Origin of the sequence: Streptomyces xanthochromogenes (assembly GCF_014650455.1) — a bacterium.
Classification (GTDB): domain Bacteria; phylum Actinomycetota; class Actinomycetes; order Streptomycetales; family Streptomycetaceae; genus Streptomyces; species Streptomyces xanthochromogenes.
Genome location: NZ_BMUZ01000018.1, coordinates 111,065 through 132,805 on the forward strand (window position 1 = coordinate 111,065; position 21,741 = coordinate 132,805).

Below are 21,741 nucleotides of genomic sequence, written 5' to 3' on the forward strand. Positions count from 1 at the left end.
GCCCGACGGCACAACGGTGCGGCGCCGGGCGGCGGACCGGCTCAGGCGCGCGACAGCCGCTGCCCCGAGCCGTCCGTCGACCGTATTCGGGCCCCGCGCTCGCCGGCGCGGGCGGCCCGCCGGGCCCGGCGCCGCTCCTTGCGGAGCTTGCGCGCCGTGCTGCTCGGTATCGACACCACGCCGTTGCGCTGGTTCCACACCTGGCGGGTGACCCAGACGTCCAGCACCCCCCACGTGGCAAGGACCGTACTGCCGACGCTGCTCAGCACCATCGGAAAGGCGAGCCACGAACCGGCGAGTGCGCTCAGGAAGGCGACCATCGCCTGCATCAGCGTCGCGGCGACGATGATGACGGCGCGCACGGCCGCGGTACGCACCGGGTCCGGCAGCCGCGGTCGCACCGCAGGCTCTTCCACCCACAACGGCTGCTGCTCAACGCTCATGCCTGTCATCCTCCCCACCCGCGGGGCCCCGACGCCTCGCTCCCCGCCACGCGTACCCCCACGGTTCCGCGCCACCCGTACAGACAGACGAACGGAACTCCCGGAAGATTCCCGGGAATTGCCCGGAACGAAGACTTCCAGCCATCTGCCCCCAGAGGCGAAAAGCCGCCATGACGGGGGTTCCCGGCCTCGAAGGGCGCCGTCATCTCCCGGAATACCGGGACAACTCATGATCACCACCGTTCAGGGCGGCCGAAAATCGTCCGGACGTGCCTTCGAGTTGTCTCTGTGTCAGTAGTAGGCTCACGCCGTTTCTTGACGGTTGATCTGGGGGAGGCCATGCGCTTTCGCGGGAAGTCCATCCGCAGGAAGATCGTGGCGTTGTTGCTGGTGCCGCTCGTCTCCCTCAGCGCGCTGTGGGGGTTCTCCACGTACCTCACCGGCCGGCAGGCCAACGAGCTGATGAACGTGGCGAACATCGTCAAGAAGGTCGGCTACCCCATCGAGGACACGGTCCGCGTCATCCAGCAGGAGCGCCGACAGACCCTCGTCTACCTCGCCGACGAACGCCCCTCCGACGCCCTCGCCTCGCTGCGCAGCCGCCGGGCGGCCACCGACACCGCCGTGGCCGCCATCCGCGCCGCGGCCCGGGACTCCGGCGTCCGCAGCGACCTCCAGCCGATAGCCAAGGATCACCTCAAGGCCGTGCTCGACGGCTTCGACTCGCTCGCCGTGCTGCGCGGCTCCGTCGAACAGGGCACCGTCGACCGGCCCCAGGCGCTGGACTTCTACAACCGCCTCATCGACCCCTGCTACAGCTTCCTCATGAATCTCCACGCCCTGGAGAACGTGGAGATGGACAAGCAGGGCCGGGCCCTGGTCGGCGTCACCCGCGCCCGCGAGATGCTCTCCCGCGAGGACGCCCTCGTCGCCTCCTCCCTGATCACTCCGAAGACCACCGCACCCGAACTGCGCCGAATATCCGACCTGGTGGCCAATCGGCAGTTGCTCTACGACACCAACCTGGAGATGCTGCCCAGCTCCGAACGCGATGTCTTCGAGCAGTACTGGCGCGGACCCGACACCGAGGCGCTGCGCGCCGCCGAGGCCGCCATCATCGACGCCGGGCCCGGCAAGGAGCCCCGGCACCTCGACGCCACCCGCTGGCAGCAGGCCGCGACACCGGTCCTCGACCGCCTCGCCCAGCTGGGCACCGAAGCCGGCAACCGCTACCAGGACCGGGTCGAGCCGGTCGCCTTCAACGTGGTGATCAAGGCGGCCCTCGCCGGTGTCCTCGGCCTCCTCGCCCTCCTGGTCTCCCTGTTCATGTCCGTACGCATCGGACGCGAGCTGGTCCGCGACCTCACCCGGCTCCGCAAGGAGGCCCACGAGGTCTCCGGCGTCCGCCTGCCCAGCGTGATGCGCCGCCTCGCCGCCGGCGAACAGGTCGACGTGGAGACCGAGGCGCCGCGCCTGGACTACGAACGCGACGAGGTCGGCCAGGTCGGCCAGGCGCTCAACACCCTGCAGCGCGCCGCCGTCGAGGCCGCCGTCAAACAGGCCGACATGCGCCGCGGCGTCTCCGAGGTCTTCGTCAACCTCGCCCGCCGCAACCAGGTGCTCCTGCACCGCCAGTTGACGCTCCTGGACACCATGGAGCGGCGCACCGAGGACACCGACGAACTCGCCGACCTCTTCCGCCTCGACCACCTCACCACCCGCATGCGCCGGCACGCCGAGGGCCTGGTGATCCTCTCCGGCGCCGCCCCCTCCCGCCAGTGGCGCAAACCCGTACAGCTCATGGACGTCGTACGGGCCGCGGTCGCCGAGGTCGAGGACTACGAACGCATCGAGGTGCGCAGGCTGCCCCGGCTCGGCGTGGGCGGCCCGGCCGTCGCCGACCTGACCCACCTGATCGCCGAACTCCTGGAGAACGCCACGGTGTTCTCGCCCCCGCACACCGCCGTCCAGGTGCACGGCGAGCGGGTCGCCAACGGCTTCACCCTGGAGATCCACGACCGCGGCCTCGGCATGGCCCCCGAGGCCCTGCTCGACGCGAACCTGCGGCTCGCCGAGACCCCCGAGTTCGAGCTCTCCGACACCGACCGCCTCGGTCTGTTCGTCGTCAGCCGTCTCGCCCAGCGCCAGAACGTACGCGTCTCGCTCCAGCCGTCGCCGTACGGAGGAACCACCGCCGTCGTGTTCATCCCGGCGACGCTGCTCACCGACGCACCCGAGACCGAGGGCAGCGACCTCCGGCTCGACCGCAAGGCGGCCAAGGGTGACAGCCGGGGCGTCCAGGACGCTCCCCGCCGGGCGCTTTCCCCCATGCCGGTCGGCATTCCCGGCCAGTCGGTCCTGGACGGACCCGTCGAACTGGAGCCCCCCATCGACCCGTTGGGCCTGGACGAGCCCTCCGTGTTCGAGGCGCCCGTGGGCCGTGACGCGATCGACCCGGGGCGCGGTGGCATGCTGCGCTCGGCCCGCCGGGCCGCGGAGCCGGCCGACGAACGCCAGCAGCACCAGCAGGCCGCCGACGAGGGCGAGGACCGGGACCCGCTGCCGCTGCCGCGCCGCCACCGGGTGCCGACCCTGGTCAGCGACAACGGCCGCCGCGTCGACGGCCACGGGCGCGGCCACCCGGCGCCGGAACCCGATCCGTCACCCGGCGACGGCTTCGAGAGCCGGCTGCCCGAGCGTCGTGCGCCCCAGCCGCCGCGCGCCTCCGCACCCCTGACCGAGCCCCCGGCCCCGGGGCCCCTGCGGCCGGCGCCCCGGCCCCCGGGCCTGACCCCGGTCCGGCCCGGCGGTCTGGGCGAGCGCTCCCCGGGCGGCCCCGCCAACCCGGCCGACCTGCCGGGCGCGCCCAGCTCCGCACCCTCCTGGGGCAGCCTTCCCGAGCCCCGGCCCGACGGCGAGGCCCTGCTCGGCGGGCTGCCCCGCCGGGTCCGCCAGGCCAGCCTCGCCCCTCAGCTCAAGGACGCCCCCGAAGGCCGTCGCGCCGCGGCCGACCCCGACGACGGGCCCGAGCCGGAGCGCGACGCCGACGAGGTGCGCGACCGGATGGCCTCACTGCAGCGCGGCTGGCAGCGCGGCCGCAGGCACAACGAAGCCTCGGACACCGTGGATGGACCGTCCGCGCAGGACCGGGGCGACACCGCACGACGAACCACACCGGAGGGGGACGGTCGATGACCGCGCCACAAGACTCAGCCGCAGTACGCAACACCACCGGGAGCGGTTCCGGCGAACTGAACTGGCTCCTGGACGAGTTGGTCGACCGCGTCGGCTCCATCCGCAAGGCCCTGGTGCTCTCCAGCGACGGCCTGGCGACCGGAACCTCGCGCGATCTGACCCGCGAGGACGGCGAGCACCTGGCCGCGGTCGCCTCCGGCTTCCACAGTCTCGCCAAGGGCGTCGGCCGACACTTCGAGGCGGGCAAGGTCCGCCAGACCGTGGTCGAGCTCGACGACGCCTTCCTCTTCGTCACGGCCGCCGGTGACGGCAGCTGTCTGGCCGTCCTGTCGGACGCCGACTCCGACGTCGGCCAGGTCGCGTACGAGATGACCCTGATGGTCAAGCGGGTCGGTGTCCACCTGACCACCGCACCACGGACCGGCCTGCGCACCGGAGGGTGAGCGGGGGACGCCATGAGCGGGGGACCAGATGAGTGAGGCAGACCAGCGGGCCCAGGACCAGCTGCGGGCCCCCTCGGACGCGACCGCTCCGGGGCGGCCGCACCACTGGTTCGACGACGACGCGGGCCCGGTGGTGCGGCCGTACGCGATGACCCGCGGGCGGACCACCAGCGCCGGCCAGCACCGCCTCGACCTGATCGCCGTCGTCGTCCCGGAACCCGCGGCCGACGACCCCGGCCGCGACCAGACGCTCTCACCGGAGCACGTGGAGATCGTCGAACGCTGCGGCGACTCCCCGCAGTCGATCGCCGAGCTCGCGGCCGGACTCGACCTCCCCGTCGGGGTGGTCCGCGTCCTGGTCGGCGATCTCGTCGCCGACGCCCTGGTGCACGTAACCCGACCCGTTCCGCCGGCCGAGCTGCCGGACGAGTCCCTTCTCCGCGAGGTGATCAATGGCCTTCGGGCGCTCTAGCCGCAGGAAGCGGCACGTCGATCCGGTGACGCTCAAGATCCTCGTCGCCGGCGGCTTCGGCGTCGGCAAGACCACCCTCGTCGGCGCGGTGAGCGAGATCCGCCCCCTGCGCACCGAGGAGCGCCTCAGCGAGGCGGGCCGCCCGGTCGACGACCTGGCGGGCGTCGAGGGCAAGAGCACCACCACGGTGGCCATGGACTTCGGGCGCATCACGCTCCGCGAGGACCTGGTGCTCTACCTCTTCGGCACCCCGGGCCAGGACCGCTTCTGGTTCCTGTGGGACGAGCTGGCGCAGGGCGCGCTCGGTGCGGTGGTCCTCGCCGACACCCGTCGTCTGGAGGACTGCTTCGCCGGCATCGACTACTTCGAGCGGCGCGGCATTCCGTTCACCGTCGCCGTCAACTGCTTCGACGAGGCGGCCCGTTACCCGGCCGACACGGTGCGCGCGGCGCTCGACCTCGACCCGGAGGTGCCGCTCCTCATGTGTGACGCGCGGGTCCGCGAGTCCGTCAAGGAGATCCTGGTCGGCGTGGTCGAGCACGCCATGGCGCTGTCCGCCAAGTCCCGTCAGCACGCCGCGACTTGACGCACCCGTGACGCGACGCGGCCCGTACCCCCACCGACTGGGGTACGGGCCGCGCGTTCACGGGGGCGGCTATCGGCCGTCCTCCTCCTCGTGCCAGCCGAGGCTGCGCTCCACGGCCTTGTGCCAGTTGGCGTATTCGCGCTCGCGTACGGGTCCCGCCATGCGGGGCGACCATTCCACGTCGCGCTGCCACTGGGCCGCCAGCTCGTCGAGGCCCGACCAGACGCCGGTGGCGAGCCCGGCCGCGTAGGCCGCGCCCAGACACGTCGTCTCCGACACCTTGGGGCGGATCACGGGCACCCCGAGCACGTCCGCCTGATGCTGCATCAGGAGGCCGTTGGCGGTCATCCCGCCGTCCACCTTCAAGGTGGAGATCCGCACGCCCGAGTCCTGGAACATGGCGTCGACGACCTCGCGGGTCTGCCAGCTCGTCGCCTCCAGGACCGCGCGGGCGAGGTGCGCCTTCGTGACGTAGCCGGTCAGGCCGGTGATGACCCCGCGTGCGTCGGAGCGCCAGTAGGGCGCGAAGAGACCGGAGAAGGCGGGCACGACATAGGCCCCGCCGTTGTCGTCGACGCTCGCCGCCAGCGTCTCGATCTCGTCCGCGTGCCGGATGATGCCGAGTTGGTCGCGGAACCACTGCACGAGCGCCCCGGTGATCGCGATCGAGCCCTCCAGGCAGTAGACCGGCGCCTGTTCACCGATCCGGTAGCCGACCGTCGTGATCAGCCCGTTCTTCGAAGCGACCGGCCGGGTACCGGTGTTGAGCAACAGGAAGCTCCCCGTCCCGTAGGTGTTCTTCGCGGTTCCCGTCGCGTAGCAGGCCTGTCCGAAGACCGCCGCCTGCTGGTCGCCGAGGGCCGAGGCGACGGGCACGCCCGCCGCGGGACCGACGGCGGTGCCGTACACCTCGGCCGAGGAGCGGATCTCCGGGAGTACGGCACGGGGCACGTTCATCGCCGCGAGGATCTCGGGATCCCACTGCAAGGTCTCCAGGTTCATCAGCATCGTGCGCGAGGCGTTGGTGACGTCGGTGACGTGGACGCCGCCGGACGTCCCGCCCGTCAGGTTCCAGATCAGCCAGGAGTCGATCGTCCCGAACGCGATCTCGCCGCGCTCGGCGCGGGCGCGAAGCCCCGGCACGTTGTCGAGCAGCCAGGCCGCCTTGGGGCCCGAGAAGTAGCTCGCGAGCGGCAGCCCGGTGGCGTCGCGGAACCGGTCCTGGCCGTGCTCGCCGCCGAGCTGGTGGCAGAGGGCGGAGGTCCGGGTGTCCTGCCAGACGATCGCGTTGTGCACGGGCTTTCCGGTCGCCCGGTCCCACAGCACGGTCGTCTCGCGCTGGTTGGTGATGCCGAGCGCGCTGAGCTGCTCGGCCCGCAGCCCCGCCCGGGCGAGCGCGCCCGCGACCACGGCCTGCACCTTGGCCCAGATCTCCGTGGCGTCGTGCTCCACCCAGCCGGGCTTGGGGAAGATCTGGCGGTGCTCGCGCTGGTCGACGGCGACGATCGCCCCGTCCTGGTTGAAGATGATGCAGCGGCTGGAGGTGGTCCCCTGGTCGATCGCGGCTACGAACCGGTCCGTCATGGCTACCCCTGGTTCTCTAGGCTGCGGCGCGTTTCCCATGGCGGCAAGGCCGGTCGAGCGGGAGCTTCGGGTGGTGGACGCGGCGATGCCGAGAGACAACGGGCAGTTTTCACCGGCCATGACGGGTCGTCAAGGTCGTACACAGCAGGGGATGTTGAGGCCGTCCGCGACGCACCGGGTCGGACCTGCGCCTGCCCGGCAGCACCGGCGCAGGGGTGCGGGCATGTCGGGTCAGCGCACCGCGATCACCGACGATCCGTGTCCGAACAGGCCCTGGTTCGCGGTGATCCCGACCCGCGCCCCGGTCACCTGACGGTCGCCCGCCGCGCCCCTCAACTGCCAGGTGAGTTCGCAGACCTGGGCGATCGCCTGGGCCGGAACCGCCTCTCCGAACGACGCGAGACCCCCACTGGTGTTGACCGGTATCCGCCCCCCGAGCGCCGTCGCGCCGTCCCGCAGGAGCTTGGCCCCCTCACCGGTCCCGCACAGCCCGAGGTCCTCGTACCACTCAAGCTCCAGCGCGGTGGACAGGTCGTACACCTCCGCGAGCGACACGTCCTCGGGCCCGATGCCCGCCTCCTCGTACGCTGCTCGGGCGATGGACGCCCGGAACGAATGCGGCGGGGGCTCGACGGACACCGCCGAATCGGTCGCGATGTCGGGCAGGTCGAGGACGGCCCGGGGGTAGGTCGGGGTGACCGTGGAGACCGCGCGGATGCGGACCGGATCGGCGGCGCCGTGCCGTCGTGCGAAGTCCATGCTGGTCAGGACCAGGGCGGCGGCGCCGTCCGAGGTGGCGCAGATGTCGAGCAGGCGCAGCGGATCGGCCACCACCGCGGAGGCGGCGACCTCCTCGGCGCTGACGGTCTTGCGGTAACGCGCGTTCGCGTTGAGCGCCCCGGCCGCCGCGTTCTTCACCTTGACCTGAGCGAAATCGTCGACCGTGTCGCCGTGCAGAGCCATCCGGCGCCGGGCGTAGAGCCCGAAGTACGCCGGATTCGTGGCACCGAGCACCCGGAAGCGCAGCCAGTCCGGGTCGTCCGGCCGCTCGCCTCCGGCCGGCGCGAAGAAGCCCTTCGGCGCGGCGTCGGCGCCCACCACCAGCACCACGTCCGCGAGCCCGGCCAGGATCTGGGCCCGGGCCGCGCCGATCGCCTGGGACCCGGAGGCGCAGGCCGCGTACACGCTGGTCACCCGCGCGCCCTGCCAGCCGAGTGCCTTGGCGAAGGTCGCCCCCGCCACATGGCCGGGGTAGCCGCCGCGCACGGTGTCCGCGCCGACCACCGACTCCACCTGGGTCCAGTCGATCCCGGCGTCGGCGAGCGCGGCCCTGGCCGCGGTCGTCCCGTACTCGACGAAGCTCCGACCCCACTTGCCCCACGGGTGCATGCCCGCACCCAGGATCGCGATGTCGCCGCTCATGCCGCCACCCCCACGGGCCGCCAGTGCCAGGTCGTCCACGTGGTGTCCGCGTCCTCGTTGAGCACGCCCGGCACCACCTCGACCTCCATGCCCACCGCGAGATCGGCGGCGCTCACCCCGGGGGCCGCCTGGCCGAGCACCACCATCCGCTCGGCCGCCAGCTCGACGGCGACGAGCACAGAGGGCTGCCACTCCACGTGTGGGTCGGACACATAGGGCGAGGGCGGGCGATAGCGGCCATCGGTGTAGGACCACACCCGGCCCCTCTTGGACAGGGGGACCTCCGCCAGTTTGCCGCCCACGCAGCCGGGGTTGCGGCAGAAGGCGTCCTCGCGCGGGAAGAAGACGGAGGCGCAGGCGGTGCACCGGGTGCCGAGCAGCCGGAAATCCTGCCCCTGTGTGTCCGTGAACCAGCCCGCGACCACAGGCGTGCGCGTGCGTGCGTCTGTCAAGGCCCCTCCTGGTACTGCCTTCTGACGGAACGTCAGAAGTGTGCCACGGGCAACCGGAGTTGGGGAGGGGCGGTCGGGTCCGGGCCCCGGCTCAGCGGTTCTCCGCCAGCCACTTGGCGGCGATCTCACCGAGCTCACGATCGCGTCCGGCCAGCATCGTGGCGATCATCTGCCGGTCGCCGCGCAGCGACCAGGCGGGGTGCCCGAAGGTGGCCGGGTTGTTCTTCTCGATGAACCAGTGCGCGGGCCAGGCGGTCCCGTACCCGATGAGGGGCAGTGCCAGGGCGTACCGCTTGCGCCCGCGCGCGAGCCCGTAGGCGCTGAGCACGAGTCCGGTGAGGGTGCCCGTCAGATGGACCCAGCGGGTGGCGGCCCGGGAGTGCATCGCCACGTAATAGGGCCAGAACTCCTCGTACGAATCGAAGGTCGGCCGCGTGCCGTCCGCCGTGGTCTGCGCCGTCGTCCCGGGTGTCGTGTGCGTCGTGTTGGCCATGCGGCAGAACCTAATCGTTCTCCGGAGAACCGGATACGGCTCCTTCGCGTCCGAAAGGACAGAGCGGGCGCCCGGGACCCACGGGGGTGGCCCCGGACGTCCGCTCGTCCCCGGGCGGATTCATCGTGTCGTACCCCGAGAGGAACGACCGTGGTGCTCGCCTCCGCCGGCCGCGACGGGACGCTCCGCCGAACCGGAACGCGGCCCTGCCCTCAGCGGCCGGTCACCGAACGCCATGACACGGGGAAGTCGAAGTAGGTGCTGGGGAACGGCTCCGGCTGATACGTGAAGTGCCACCACTCCTCGGGCAGATTGACGAAGCCCTGCGCCGCCAGGGTGCTCTTGAGGAACTGCCGGTTGGCCCGCTGTACGCCCTGAACGCGCGGGTCGTCGGTGTGTGCCAGGGTGTCGAAGCAGTCGAAGCCGGTGCCCATGTCGAGCGAGTTGTCGGGGAACCGCTGGCCCTTGGGCGCGTAACAGGGCACGAGCCGCTGCCCCGGGTGGTACGGCCGGGTGGGCAGGGCCGGCAGTTTGACGATCGTCAGATCCATGGTGCTGCCCCGGCTGTGCCCGGACTTCTCGGCGATGTACCCGTCGGTGAAGAGCCTCGACTTGTCGACACGGGGATAGAACTCCGCCTTCATCCGCTCGTCGTCCAGGTCCTTGGCCCAGCGCACGAAGTGGTCGACGGCCCGCTGCGGCCGGTAGCAGTCGTAGACCTTCAGCGAGTAGCCCTGGCGCAGGAGCCTCAGCTGCGCGCGGTGCAGGGCCTCGGCGGCGGGGCGGGTCAGGATGCACAGCGGCTGCCGGTAGCCGTCGATCGGCTCGCCCACGAAGTCGTGCGGGGTGATGTAGCGCATCTCCTGGATGATCGAGGGATCGACGCTGCGCAGCGCCACGAACTCGCGGGGCGCCTTCGGCCGCGGCACGGCCTGCGCGGTGGGGGAGAGCGCCGTGACGACGAGCAGTGAGGCAGCGGCGGCGACGGCCCCGCGCAGCAACCGCGGAGTCCGCGAGGCCCAGCGCCGGAACGGGGTGCCTCGTCCATCGGTACGTTGTGTCATGCACACACCCTCTATCAGTCAACTGCGGTGCGGGGAAAGGCGGGATCGGCCCGGTGTCGTGAGCTTCCGGGTGCGGGTGCGGGTGCGGGTGCGGGTGCGGGTGCGGGTGGTGTGGCGTATGGCGCGGGTGCGGATGCCAGTTGTGTGCGAGCCCGCTGCGCGCGGCAGTCGGTCGGTTAGAGTCCGCGCGTGACCGCCACCTCGCAGCAGCCCCTGCCGGACTCCCACTGCGCCGCGTGCGGGGCGCCCTTCGCCGCCCCGGACGGCGCCTGGCCCCGGCGCTGCGTGATCTGCGGCACCGTCGCCTACCGCAACCCGCTGCCCGTCGCCATCGCCCTCCTGCCCGTGACCGACGCCCGGGGTGCGGGACTCGTCGTCATCACCCGCACCATCGAGCCGCGGCGCGGCGGCCGCGCCCTGCCCGGCGGGTTCATCGACTTCGGCGAGAGCTGGCAGGACGCGGTCGTCCGCGAGCTCCAGGAGGAGACCGGCATCGAGGTCCCGGTCGCGGAGGTCCGCCTGGCGGACGCCCTCAGCTCCCCCGAACACCTCCTCCTGTTCGGCCTGCTGCCCCCGCGCCCCGCGGCCCTGCTCCCGCCCTCGCGGCCGACCGACGAGAGCGAGGGCTGGGAACTCCTGCGCGAACCGGCCGAGTTGACCTTCCCGCTGCACACCGAGGCGGTGCGCAAATGGTTCGCGGGGGAGTACGGCCGAGGGCGCACGCACCTCGCCTGATGGAACGGCAGTGACCGTCGCCCGTCCTCTCCTCAGCGCACCGCCCCCCGTACCCGCACCGGAAGGCCGACCTCAGCTCCCGGCCCGCCGTCGACCCGCTCCACCACCACGCGGCCGTGGTCGACGCGGGTCGTGAACCGCTCGACCCGGGCCTGTTCCCAGCCGTCCCCCGCGTCCCGCACCACGAGCCCCCCACCGGTGCGCCCGGCGGCCGGTGGCCACACCTCCAGCTCCAGGCCGCCGCTCTCGCCCAGCACCGGGATCACCGAACCGGCCCGGGCCAGCACCGGAATCCGGGAGAGCGGGGCGTTCAGGAGCACCTGGCCGGGGCCGTCATGGGCCTCCCCGGTCGCCGTGTCGTACCAGCGCCCGCGCGGCAGCCGCACCGCCCGCCGGTCGGAGCCGCGCTCCAGGACGGGGGCCACGAGCAGCGCGTCGCCGAGCAGGAAGGAGTCCTCGCAGTCCCGCAGCGCCCGGTCGTCCGGTGCGCTCCACCACAGCGGGCGCGCATAGGGCGCCCCGGTCAGCCGCGCCACGTGGGCCAGCGTCACGAAGTACGGGTGCAGCCGCTGCCGTTCGGCCAGCGCGGCCCGCGCGCCCTCAAGCACCTTGGGGCCGAACTCCCAGGGTTCGCGCCGCCCCGCCCACTTGGCCGCGTGCGTGCGAAACAGCGGTAGCCAGGCGCCGAGTTGGAACCAGCGCAGATACAGCTCGGGCGAGGGGCTGCCGGTGAAGCCGCCCACGTCGGGCCCCGAGTACGGCACGCCGCACAGGCCCAGCCCGAGCACCAGCGAGAGCGAGGCGCGCAGGCCCGGCCAGCCGGTCGACACATCGCCCGACCACGTGCCGCCGTAGCGCTGCATTCCGGCCCAGCCGGAGCGCGAGAACAGGAACGGCCGCTCGTCGGGGCGCAGCCCGCGCAGCCCCTCGTATCCGGCGCGGGCCATGCACAGGCCGTAGACGTTGTGGGCCTCGCGGTGGTCACCGCCCCGGCCGTCCAGGTCGTGCCGGGCCGAGCGGGGCAGCGTCGGGTCCCCGAACGGCGCGAAGGACACCGGCTCGTTCATGTCGTGCCACACCCCGGCGAAGCCCTGGTCCAGACGCTCCTGGTACTGCCCGCCCCACCAGGTGCGCGCCGCCGGATGCGTGAAGTCCGGATAGGCGCACTCGCCCGGCCACACCTCCCCGCGCACCTCGTGCCCGCGGGCGTCCTCGACGAAGGCTCCGGCGGCCCGCCCGCTCTCGTACAGCGGGTTTCCCGGTTCGGCGCGGACTCCGGGATCGACGATCGAGACGAGCCGCACCCCGTCCTGCGCGAGGTCCTTGGCGAGCCGGGGCAGATCGGGGAAGGCGGCCCGGTCGACCGTGAAGACCTGATGGTCGTCGTAGTGGTCGATGTCCAGATGCAGCGCCGACAGGGGCAGGCCGCGTTCGGTGTACCCGCCGACGACGCGCCGCACCTCGCGCTCGCTGCCGAACCCCCAGCGGGCGTGCTGGGGGCCGAGCGCCCAGGACGGCGGCTGGGCCGGCGCGCCGGTCAGCGCCGTCCAGCCCTGGAGCACCCGGGCCGGGGTGCCCGCGACGACCCAGCAGCGCAGGGGGCCGCCTTCCATCCGCAGCTCGCTGCCGCCCGGCCGGTCGTGGCCCGACCCGGCTCCCTCCTCGCCCTCCCGCAGCACCACCCGGCCGTCCCAGGTGCTGTCGTAGAAAGCCAGGTGACATCCCGCGTCGGCGACGACCAGCTGGACCGGCATCGTGATGTACAAGGGGTCGTCGGCCGGACCGAAGCCGCCTCCGGGGTCGGTGTTCCACAGCCGGTACGTACCGTCCCGAAGGCGCGGGCCGCCCGCCCGACCGCCGAGCCCGAAGAACCGTGCGTCGGCGGGCACTTCGGACCGTTGCAGCCAGCGGGCGGGGCCGCCGCCGACCGGCTCCCACCAGCGCGGCGGCAGCTCCCGCCGCAGCACCACACCGCCCGGCGTGCACACGTCCACCGCGCCGTGCCGCGAGACGACCACGGTGAGTCGTTCCGAGACGACCCGCCAGCCGCCGTCCTTGTCCGGCTCCAGAAGGGCCCGCGGATCGAGCTCGGGCGCCGGGCCGCTCAGGGCGTACGACGGCTCGGGCCCCGCACCGTCCCAGCCCCAGAACACCGCGCCGCCCGCCGCGACCCGCACCTCGAGCTCGGAGCGGGCGAAGCGCAGCAGGCCGCCGCCGGGCCTCGGCTCCGCCCCGGTCACCGCACCGGGCACTCGGGCCCGCTCCGGCCCGCGCGCCGGCAGGTCCCGCGCGTCCGCCCGGCGCCGCCGCAGGGCCGAGCGCACCGCCCGCAGCCCCCGCACCGAACCGACCGCCTTCACCGAGCGCACCAGGTCATCGCCGTTCATGCAGCTCACCCTGCCACCCGGACGGCCCCGCGCGCGGTTCGTTCAACTGCCGTTCACCGTGGCGGCGCCACATACCCGGGCGGCCGAGTATGGGTGGCACACCCTGGTGCGGAAGACGATCACATGGCATCGTCCCTGTCAGCCGCCTCCCGCGCACACCCCTCGCGTGTGCGCGGGAAACACGCACATCACGCGTTACAGCCCGGGAGCCGACCCATGACTTCAGCAGCGAACCCCGCTCCGCAGCCCGAGCCCCTGTGGCAGCCGGACTCCGAACGCATCGCCGCCGCGCGGATCACCCGCTTCCAGGCCTGGGCGGCGGAGCGCTACGGCGCACCGGCCGAGGGCGGGTACCCGGCTCTCCACCGCTGGTCCGTCGCCGAACTCGACACCTTCTGGCGGGCGGTCGCCGACTGGTTCGACATCCGCTTCTCCTCCCCGTACACCGCTGTCCTTGCCGATCGAACGATGCCCGGGGCCCAGTGGTTCCCGGGCGCCGCACTGAACTACGCGGAGCACGCGCTGCGCACCGCCGAGGACCCCGCCCGGGCCGCCGAGCCGGCCCTCGTGCACGTCGACGAGACCCACGAACCCGCCGAGACCAGCTGGTCCGAGCTGCGCCGCCAGGTCGGCTCCCTCGCGGCCGAGCTGCGCGCCCTCGGCGTGCGTCCCGGTGACCGGGTGAGCGGCTATCTGCCCAACGTGCCGCAGGCCGTCACCGCGTTCCTCGCCTCGGCCGCCGTGGGCGCGGTGTGGACGTCCTGCGCCCCCGACTTCGGTGCCCGCAGCGTCCTCGACCGCTTCCAGCAGGTCGAGCCCGTCGTGCTGTTCACGGTCGACGGCTACCGCTACGGCGGCAAGGAGCACGACCGCACCGACGTCGTCGCCGAACTGCGCCGCGAACTGCCCACGCTGCGCGCCGTCGTGCACATCCCGCTGCTCGGCACCCCGGCCCCCGAGGGCACCCTCGCATGGTCCGCGCTGACCGGGGGCGACGCGGAGCCCGTCTTCGAGCAGGTGCCCTTCGACCACCCGCTGTGGGTGCTCTACTCGTCCGGCACGACCGGCCTGCCCAAGGCGATCGTGCAGTCCCAGGGCGGCATCCTCCTGGAACACTTCAAGCAGCTCGGGCTGCACTGCGACCTCGGCCCCGAGGACCGCTTCTTCTGGTACACCTCCACCGGCTGGATGATGTGGAACTTCCTCGTCTCCGGCCTGCTCACCGGCACCACCGTCGTCCTGTACGACGGCAGCCCGGGCTTCCCCGACACGGGCGCCCAGTGGGGGGTCGCGGAGCGCACCGGCGCCACCCTGTTCGGCACTTCGGCGGCCTATGTGATGGCCTGCCGCAAGGCAGATGTGCACCCAGGACGCGACTTCGACCTGTCCCGCGTCAAGGGCGTGGCGACCACCGGCTCGCCGCTGCCGCCCGACGGGTTCCGCTGGCTCCACGACGAGGTGCGCGAAGACCTGTGGATCGCCTCGGTCAGCGGTGGCACGGACGTCTGCTCCTGCTTCGCGGGCGCGGTGCCCACCCTGCCCGTGCACATCGGCGAACTCCAGGCGCCCTGCCTCGGCACCGACCTCCAGGCCTGGGACGCACAGGGCAGGCCGGTCGTCGGCGAGGTCGGCGAGCTCGTCGTCACCAACCCCATGCCCTCGATGCCGATCCGCTTCTGGAACGACCCCGACGGCAGCCGTTACCGCGACAGTTACTTCGACATGTTCCCCGGCGTATGGCGGCACGGCGACTGGATCACCCTCACCGACCACGGCTCGGTGATCATCCACGGCCGCTCCGACTCGACCCTCAACCGCCAAGGCGTGCGCATGGGTTCGGCCGACATCTACGAGGTCGTCGAACGTCTCCCCGAAATCCGCGAATCCCTCGTCATCGGCCTCGAAGAGCCCGACGGCGGTTACTGGATGCCGCTGTTCGTCCACCTCGCCGAGGGCGCGGTCCTGGACGAGGCTCTGCGTACGCGGATCAAGCAGGCGATCCGCGAACAGCTCTCGCCCCGCCACGTCCCCGACGAGATCATCGAGGCCCCTGGCGTCCCGCACACCCTGACCGGCAAGCGCATCGAGGTGCCCGTCAAACGGCTCCTCCAGGGCGCCGCCCTCGACAAGGCCGTCAACCCCGGGTCGGTCGACAACCTGGACCTGCTGCGCTTCTACGAGGACATCGCCCGCAAGCGCGGCTGATCAACCCCCGTACGTGGCCTCGGACTCGCCCAGGGCACCGGCGAAGTCCGAGGCCAGCCGCGCGGCCTCCGAGGGGTCCACACCCGCCACCGTGATCCGGACGCCCGGATCCGCGGCCAGGCGGAACCGGGCCCCGGCGGCCACCCACCAGCCGCGCGTGCGCAGCCCGTTGACCACCGCCGACTCGTCGCGCACCGGCACCCACACATTCATCCCGCTCGCCCCGTGCGCCGAAATCCCGCGCCGGGCCAGCTCCTTGACGAATGCCGCACGGCGCTCCCCATAGGTCTCTTCCGCCCGCGCCACCAAGAGCTGCGCCGACGGATCGTCCATCAAGGTCAGCACGGCCGCCTGCAACAGATGGCTCACCCAGCCGGATGTGAGCAGGAGCCGCCCGTCGTGCCGGGCCAGCGTCACCGGGTCGCACGCGGCGGCCGCCCACCGCAGATCGGTGCCGAGGTACTTGGTCACCGTCCGCACCTGGGCCCACCGCGCAACCCCGCCGCCGGTCAGGGAGTTGAGCTCCGCACCCGCGATCTCGGCCGCGTGGTCGTTCTCGATCACCAGCACCTCGGGGAACTGCCGCAGCACCTCGACCAGCGCGTCACGCCGCCCCGCCGAGAAGCAGCCGCCGTACGGGTTCTGCGCCCGGGGACTGCACACGACGGCCCGCGCGCCGGCCCGCAGCGCCTCCTTCAACTCCGAGGGCCGCATGCCCTCGTCGTCCACGGCGACCGCGACGGTCCGCAGCCCCATCGCCTGGAGCAGGTCGAGCAGATGGTGATAGCCGGGGTCCTCCATGGCGACCGCGTCGCCCGGCCGCAGCTCCGTGGCCAGCAGCCGGGCGACGCAGTCCAGCGCGCCGTGCGCGAACGTCACATGCCCGGAGGGCACCCCGTCCCGGTCGAACCAGGCGCGCACCCGCTCTTCGAGTAGGGGCAGTCGAGGGGTGGAGCGGTGCGAGCGGGGGCCCGTCGAGGGTGCGACGAGCGCCGGGAGGTCCGGCAGGAAGGCGGCATCGGGGTGGCCCCCCGCCAAGTCCCGCAGCCCGGTGGGCACTTTGGGCGGCCGACGCGACGCGACGGCCGGTGCCGCGGCCACCACGGTGCCACCGCGGCCACGCGTGACGACCACACCGCGCTGCCGCAGTTCCTTGTAGGCGGTGGCGACCGTGCCGGGGCTCACCGCCAGCTCATCGGCCAGCCGGCGCACGGGCGGAAGCGCGTCCCCGGGGCCAAGCCCTCCGTCGGCGACCGCGCGTTCCACGGACGCGGCAATTCCCTTGGCTGTCGTACCAGCGATCGAATATTGTGTCGCCACGTAACACAGTCTGTACCAATACATAAGTTTCGTCAAGGGGGAGCAATGAGCTGGAGCCGCCGAAGGGCCGCACTGTGGGAACGCGTCCCAGGAGGCCTCGACGGCCGCCGGATGCTCTCCGTGGCCTTCGTCGACCGGACGGGAAGCGGCCTCTGGGAAGCCGTCTCCGTCCTGTACTTCACCTACGTGGCCGGGCTCTCCCTCGCCCAGATCGGCACCCTGGTCGCCGCGTCCGGAGCCGTGGGCATCGCCGGCGCCCCCATCGGCGGCCGCATCGCCGACCGACTGCCCCTGACCCGCGTCCTCATCAGTCTCCAGACGGTGCGCGCGGCCGCCGCGTTCGCGCTCCTGACCACCGACAACTTCACCCTGCTCCTGCTCTTCGCCTCCGTAGGAAGCTTCGGCGACCGCTCCGCCAACGTCCTCACCAAGCTGTACGCGGCCCGCATCGCGGGCCCCGAGCGCGTGCGCTACCAAGCCGTCAGCCGAACCGTCGCCAACGCGGGCTGGGCGGTCGGCGGTCTCGCCGCGGCCGGAGCCCTCGCCATCGGCTCGGCCTCCGCCTACGAATGGCTCCTCGCCGGCAACGCCCTCTCCTTCCTCGGCTCCGCCCTCATCACCGCGCTCTGCGCCGAACCCCCGACGCCGTCGCGCACGGTCGCCAAGTCCGGGCGGCCCGCTCCGGAGCCGAGTCCCACCAACCCGTGGCGCGATCGCCGCTACCTGACCTTCGTGGCCACCGAAACCGTGCTCTTCCTGGACGACGCCGTCTTCAAGGTCGGCCTGCCGCTCTGGGCCGTGCACGCCACCGACGCTCCGCACGGACTCGTCCCGCTCCTCATGGTCATCAACAACGTGATGGTGGTCGGACTCCAGGTGCCCCTCGCGCGCTTCGGCACCACCACCCCGGCGGCCCGTCGACTGCTGATCCCGCTCTCCGCGACCTTCGTGGTCGCCGGCGTGGCCATCGCGGCCTCCGCGACCCCCGGCGCCGGACCGGCCGCCGCCTTCCTCGTGGCCGCGACCATCGCCTTCACCCTCGCCGAGATCGTCCACGCCACGATCTCCTGGGAACTCTCCATCGCCCTCGCCCCCGACGCGGCTCAGGGCAGCTACCTCGGAGTGCACGGCCTGGCCCAGTCGGTCCAGCGCAGCATCGGCCCCCTCGCCGTCACGGCCGCCATCGCGACGGGGCCGGCGGGCTGGATCACCTTCGGCACCGCCATCGCCGGAACCTGCCTGGTCCAGCACCGGCTCGTCCGGCCACGGACGGTCCGAGCCCCGTTGTCAGTGCCTTCGATTACGGTGAGTGAGCATTGATCGACACCGTGCTCAGGGGGAAACATGGCGCACACCCAACACATCCGGGCCGTCCGGCGCACGCTGCGCCGGGAAATGCCGGGCACCGTCGGCCTCATCGCCGACGCGCACGACTTCACGGCCATGACGAGATACCGATCCTTCGTCTTCGACGACCACGGGCTCTACCTCCGCCAGGTGGAAGGTCTCCTCCGATCGCTCTCGGCCCAGGGCGCCCACACCACGGTCGCCCTCTTCGACCCCGACGAGTTCACCGCGTTCTGTACGTCGCAGGGCCTCGACCCGGACACTCCGGCCAGCCGCACCCGCTTCACCGCCGAACTGGCAGCCGACGGCGCCTGCGTCGCCTACGCGGGCCAGCCCATCGACAGCCTCGTGCCCCAGCTCATCAACAAGGCCGTCCGCAAAGCGACTTGGGAGTACGCGACGCTGCTCCTGGCCGAGGCCGGGGACTGCGCCGAATGCGGCCAGGACATCGGCCGGGACGCGTTCGACCGAGCCTCCCGGCTCCTGCTGAACCTGCTGGAGGCAGCCGGCCCCGGCACCCATCACCTGGTCTGCAGCATCCCCGCCCAGGAGGAGCAGCTCATCGCCGTCCTCCATGCCGAGCGCACGGGGTCCGATCCGGTACGCCTCGACGAGGCGGACGCGGCCGAGTTCGTCACCGTCCTCGCCGCCGGCATCGCCCGGGACAGCGCCGGCGGGCTCGTCCTGCGCACCGCCGAACCCGACAGCCCGGACCGGCTGCACGGATGGCGGCTGCGGCAGGGCCACCTCGGTCCCTTGACCGAGGGCGAGGTGTTCAGCGCCTACTGCACCGACGCCGAGACGGGCGAACCACTCGCCCCCGAACCCGGCGTCGAATACCGCCCAGGATTCCCCGTGGACCATCCCGACCCGCACCACTGAAGACCCGGGGCGCCGCGCGTCCACGGAAATCCGGTGACGGAAGGGGACGAGAGGGAACGAGAAAGGGGCCCCCGTTCGCACCGCGGCGGGAAGCCCCTTTCACACCGGTCTCACGACCGTCCGGTCACTCGCCGGACAGCACCGCCTGAGCGGCCTTGCGCGCATCCTCGGCGGTGTCCGCGGCACGGGCCGCGGAAGCCGCACGCTCGCACTGGGCCAGCGTGTACTTCGCCAGCGTCGCGCGCACGTAAGGAATGGACGCCGCACCCATCGAAAGGCTGGTGACACCGAGTCCGGTCAGGACACAGGCCAGCAGCGGATCGGAGGCCGCCTCGCCACACACACCACAGCTCTTGCCCTCGGCCTTGGCGGCCTCGGCGGACATCGAGATCAGGTCGAGCAGCGCAGGCTGCCACGGGTCCTGAAGTCGCGACACCGCGCCCACCTGACGGTCGGCGGCGAAGGCGTACTGCGCCAGGTCGTTGGTGCCGAGCGAAAGGAACTCGACCTCCTGCAGGATCGAGCGAGCGCGCAGCGCGGCGGACGGAATCTCCACCATCGCGCCGAACTTCGCCTGAAGACCAGCCTCGCGGCACGCGTCGGCGAACGCCTTGGCGTCGGTACGGTCCGCCACCATCGGCGCCATGACCTCGAGGTACACGGGCAGACCCGCGGCGGCCTTGGCCAGCGCGGTCAGCTGCGTCCGCAGCACCTCGGGGTGGTCGAGCAGCGAGCGCAGACCACGCACGCCGAGCGCCGGGTTGGGCTCGTCGGCCGGGGTCAGGAAGTCCAGCGGCTTGTCGGCGCCGGCGTCCAGGACCCGCACCACGACGCGCCCCTCGGGGAACGCCTCAAGCACCTTGCGGTAGGCCTCGACCTGCTTCTCCTCCGACGGCGCCTTGGCGGAGTCGTCGAGGAAGAGGAACTCGGTACGGAACAGGCCGACGCCCTCGGCGCCCGCCTCGACCGCGGCCGGCACGTCGGCGGGACCGCCGACGTTGGCGAGCAGCGGCACCTTGTGCCCGTCCGAGGTGGCACCGGGGCCGGACGAGGCGGACAGCGCCGCCTTCCGCTCGGCCGCGGACCGCTCCAGCTCGGCCTGCTTCTCCGCGCTCGGGTCGACGAAGATCTCGCCGGTGCTGCCGTCCACGGCGACCAGCGTGCCTTCGGCCAGCTCACCGGCACCGGGCAGGGCCACGATCGCGGGCACGCCGAGCGCCCGCGCCAGGATGGCGCTGTGGCTGGTCGGCCCGCCCTCCTCGGTCACGAAGCCGAGCACGAGAGCCGGGTCGAGCAGCGCGGTGTCGGCCGGCGCGAGGTCCCGGGCGATGAGCACGTACGGCTCGTCGCTGTCCGGTACACCCGGCATCGGCACGCCGAGCAGGCGCGCCACGATCCGGTTCCGCACGTCGTCGAGGTCGGCGACACGTCCCGCCATGTACTCACCGGCGCCCGCGAGCAGTTCGCGGTAGTGCGAGAACGCGTCGTACACGGCGCGCTCGGCGGTGCTGCCGACGACGATGCGCCGGTCGACGTCGGACATGAGCTCCGGGTCCTGGGCGATCATCGCCTGGGCCTCGAGCACGGCCTGCGCCTCACCGCCGGCCAGATTGCCACGCGCCATCAGGTCGGCGGCCACAGCTTCCACGGCCTGGCGGGCGCGCCCCTGTTCGCGCCCGTGGTCCGATGCCGGAATCTGCTTGGCCGGCGGCTCGAGAACCGCCGTGCCCATGTGCCGAACCTCGCCGATCGCCACACCGTGGCTCACGCCGACGCCTCGCAGCGTTGTCTCCATCTCACCCGTCTCCGATAGTCGCGGCGGTCGTTGTCGCCGCCGTTGTTGTCTGTCCAGCGCACCGCCGCGGCGGTGCGGGCGTCACTGCCAGCTGAACAGCGCGTCCCCGGCCTTCACATCGCCGCTGTCGACGACATCGGAGAGGGAGTCGGTGGTGGCTTCGAGTGCCACGATGGGACAAATGGGGGACTTGCCGGCGGCCTCGACGGCGGCCGGGTCCCAGCGCACGACCTCCTGGCCGCGCGTTACGGTGTCGCCCTTGTTGACGAGGAGCTCGAAGCCCTCGCCGTTGAGCTGCACGGTGTCGATCCCGAGGTGCGTCAGCACACCGTGGCCCTCGCCGTCGACGACGACGAACGCGTGCGGGTGCAGGGACACAACAACGCCGTCAACAGGCGCCACGGCCGCAGACGGCTCACGTACGGGATCAATAGCGGTGCCGGGGCCCACCATCGCGCCGGAGAAGACGGGGTCGGGCACTGCAGCGAGCCCGATGGCCTGTCCAGCAAGTGGGGACATCACGCTAGTCATGGGGAGCCTCCCAGGGGCGGAGCTTCTAGTGTCGCCGTCACTACCTGTCCTGGACGGCGTACTGTTCAGAAGGGTAAGTCATAAGAAGTCCTAGTTCCGCACGACAGGTGCCGGTTGGCGGACCTAGGTGCACACCGGAAACGATTTGCCTCAACTCCCGGTGGCATGTACTGTCGTACTCCTGCCTGACCCCATCACGACACTGTGATTCGGCGGTCGGCGGCACCTACCAAGTCCTGATCCTAACCTGAATCCTTACTTCCGCATGCTCGCGGAACGGAGTGGTCGGGAAAGCGAAAAAGACTTGCTAGAGTTTGAATCGCCGGAAAGGGAAACCCGCGAGGGAGAACCTGAAAGGCACCGAGGAAATCGGACACGAAAGAGT

General features: G+C 72.2%; 18 protein-coding genes. 8 read left to right on the forward strand and 10 right to left on the reverse strand.

Annotated features, from left to right (window positions below; all coding sequences use genetic code 11):
- Positions 1-41 precede the first annotated feature (41 nt).
- The gene (locus IE267_RS39970; RefSeq protein ID WP_229861619.1) at positions 42-674 is read right to left on the reverse strand and encodes a hypothetical protein; all 633 of its coding nucleotides are present in this window, start codon (positions 672-674) and stop codon (positions 42-44) included.
- A 108-nt stretch (positions 675-782) separates the two neighbouring features.
- On the opposite strand from IE267_RS39970, the gene IE267_RS35845 reads away from it, so the two are divergent.
- Genes IE267_RS35845 through IE267_RS35860 form a run of 4 tightly spaced genes read left to right on the forward strand, consistent with a single transcriptional unit; the run spans position 783 to position 5,139 of the window.
- Positions 783-3,638 carry a sensor histidine kinase gene (locus IE267_RS35845; protein WP_189766086.1) on the forward strand — a complete coding sequence of 952 codons (2,856 nt, stop codon included), beginning with the start codon at positions 783-785 and terminating at the stop codon, positions 3,636-3,638.
- On the forward strand, positions 3,635-4,081 hold the full coding sequence (locus IE267_RS35850) for a roadblock/LC7 domain-containing protein (protein ID WP_161250987.1): 447 nt from the start codon (positions 3,635-3,637) through the stop codon (positions 4,079-4,081). The genes IE267_RS35845 and IE267_RS35850 overlap by 4 nt, the downstream gene beginning before the upstream one ends.
- A gap of 28 nt (positions 4,082-4,109) precedes the next feature.
- The gene (locus tag IE267_RS35855) at positions 4,110-4,553 is read left to right on the forward strand and encodes a DUF742 domain-containing protein (RefSeq protein ID WP_229861620.1); all 444 of its coding nucleotides are present in this window, start codon (positions 4,110-4,112) and stop codon (positions 4,551-4,553) included.
- Complete coding sequence (locus IE267_RS35860) at positions 4,534-5,139, forward strand: GTP-binding protein (protein ID WP_161250985.1); 606 nt, start codon at positions 4,534-4,536, stop codon at positions 5,137-5,139. The genes IE267_RS35855 and IE267_RS35860 overlap by 20 nt, the downstream gene beginning before the upstream one ends.
- Positions 5,140-5,208: 69 nt before the next feature.
- Here IE267_RS35860 and glpK read toward each other — a convergent pair whose 3' ends face one another.
- The 5 genes from glpK to IE267_RS35885 form a co-directional block, all read right to left on the reverse strand.
- A complete protein-coding gene (gene glpK / locus IE267_RS35865; protein WP_167155115.1) occupies positions 5,209-6,723 on the reverse strand; it encodes a glycerol kinase GlpK in 1,515 nt (504 codons plus the stop codon).
- A gap of 231 nt (positions 6,724-6,954) precedes the next feature.
- Positions 6,955-8,145: a lipid-transfer protein gene (locus tag IE267_RS35870; RefSeq protein ID WP_189766095.1), complete on the reverse strand. Its 1,191-nt coding sequence runs from the start codon at positions 8,143-8,145 to the stop codon at positions 6,955-6,957.
- Positions 8,142-8,570 carry a Zn-ribbon domain-containing OB-fold protein gene (locus IE267_RS35875; protein WP_189766096.1) on the reverse strand — a complete coding sequence of 143 codons (429 nt, stop codon included), beginning with the start codon at positions 8,568-8,570 and terminating at the stop codon, positions 8,142-8,144. Before IE267_RS35875 ends, IE267_RS35870 begins: the two co-directional genes overlap by 4 nt.
- A 118-nt stretch (positions 8,571-8,688) precedes the next feature.
- On the reverse strand, positions 8,689-9,090 hold the full coding sequence (locus tag IE267_RS35880) for an Mpo1-like protein (protein WP_189766087.1): 402 nt from the start codon (positions 9,088-9,090) through the stop codon (positions 8,689-8,691).
- A 212-nt stretch (positions 9,091-9,302) separates the two neighbouring features.
- Entirely contained in the window at positions 9,303-10,154 is an 852-nt protein-coding gene (locus IE267_RS35885; protein WP_189766088.1) for a M15 family metallopeptidase, read from the reverse strand.
- Positions 10,155-10,343: 189 nt separating this feature from the next.
- Between IE267_RS35885 and IE267_RS35890 the strand changes: the two genes are divergently transcribed.
- Positions 10,344-10,889 (forward strand): NUDIX domain-containing protein, encoded by a 546-nt coding sequence (locus IE267_RS35890; protein WP_229861621.1) that lies wholly within the window; start codon positions 10,344-10,346, stop codon positions 10,887-10,889.
- A gap of 32 nt (positions 10,890-10,921) precedes the next feature.
- On the opposite strand, the gene IE267_RS35895 is transcribed toward IE267_RS35890, so the two are convergent.
- Entirely contained in the window at positions 10,922-13,276 is a 2,355-nt protein-coding gene (locus IE267_RS35895) for a glycoside hydrolase family 31 protein (protein WP_189766089.1), read from the reverse strand.
- 216 nt (positions 13,277-13,492) lie between these two features.
- Here IE267_RS35895 and IE267_RS35900 point away from each other — a divergent pair, with 216 nt between their 5' ends.
- A complete protein-coding gene (locus IE267_RS35900) occupies positions 13,493-15,481 on the forward strand; it encodes an acetoacetate--CoA ligase (RefSeq protein ID WP_189766090.1) in 1,989 nt (662 codons plus the stop codon).
- On the opposite strand, the gene IE267_RS35905 is transcribed toward IE267_RS35900, so the two are convergent.
- Positions 15,482-16,801: an aminotransferase class I/II-fold pyridoxal phosphate-dependent enzyme gene (locus IE267_RS35905; RefSeq protein WP_229861622.1), complete on the reverse strand. Its 1,320-nt coding sequence runs from the start codon at positions 16,799-16,801 to the stop codon at positions 15,482-15,484.
- Between the two features lie 45 nt (positions 16,802-16,846).
- Here IE267_RS35905 and IE267_RS35910 point away from each other — a divergent pair, with 45 nt between their 5' ends.
- Both IE267_RS35910 and IE267_RS35915 read left to right on the forward strand, forming a co-directional pair.
- Positions 16,847-18,121, forward strand: a complete 1,275-nt coding sequence (locus IE267_RS35910; protein WP_308428879.1) for an MFS transporter — start codon at positions 16,847-16,849, stop codon at positions 18,119-18,121.
- Positions 18,122-18,145: 24 nt separating this feature from the next.
- Positions 18,146-19,030, forward strand: coding sequence for a DUF8829 domain-containing protein (locus IE267_RS35915; protein WP_189766092.1), 885 nt, complete (start codon positions 18,146-18,148; stop codon positions 19,028-19,030).
- 124 nt (positions 19,031-19,154) lie between these two features.
- Here the strand turns inward: IE267_RS35915 and ptsP are convergent, their stop codons facing one another.
- Positions 19,155-20,825: a phosphoenolpyruvate--protein phosphotransferase gene (ptsP, locus tag IE267_RS35920; protein ID WP_161244388.1), complete on the reverse strand. Its 1,671-nt coding sequence runs from the start codon at positions 20,823-20,825 to the stop codon at positions 19,155-19,157.
- Between the two features lie 81 nt (positions 20,826-20,906).
- Positions 20,907-21,356, reverse strand: coding sequence for a PTS sugar transporter subunit IIA (locus tag IE267_RS35925; protein ID WP_161244387.1), 450 nt, complete (start codon positions 21,354-21,356; stop codon positions 20,907-20,909).
- Positions 21,357-21,741: the final 385 nt, after the last annotated feature.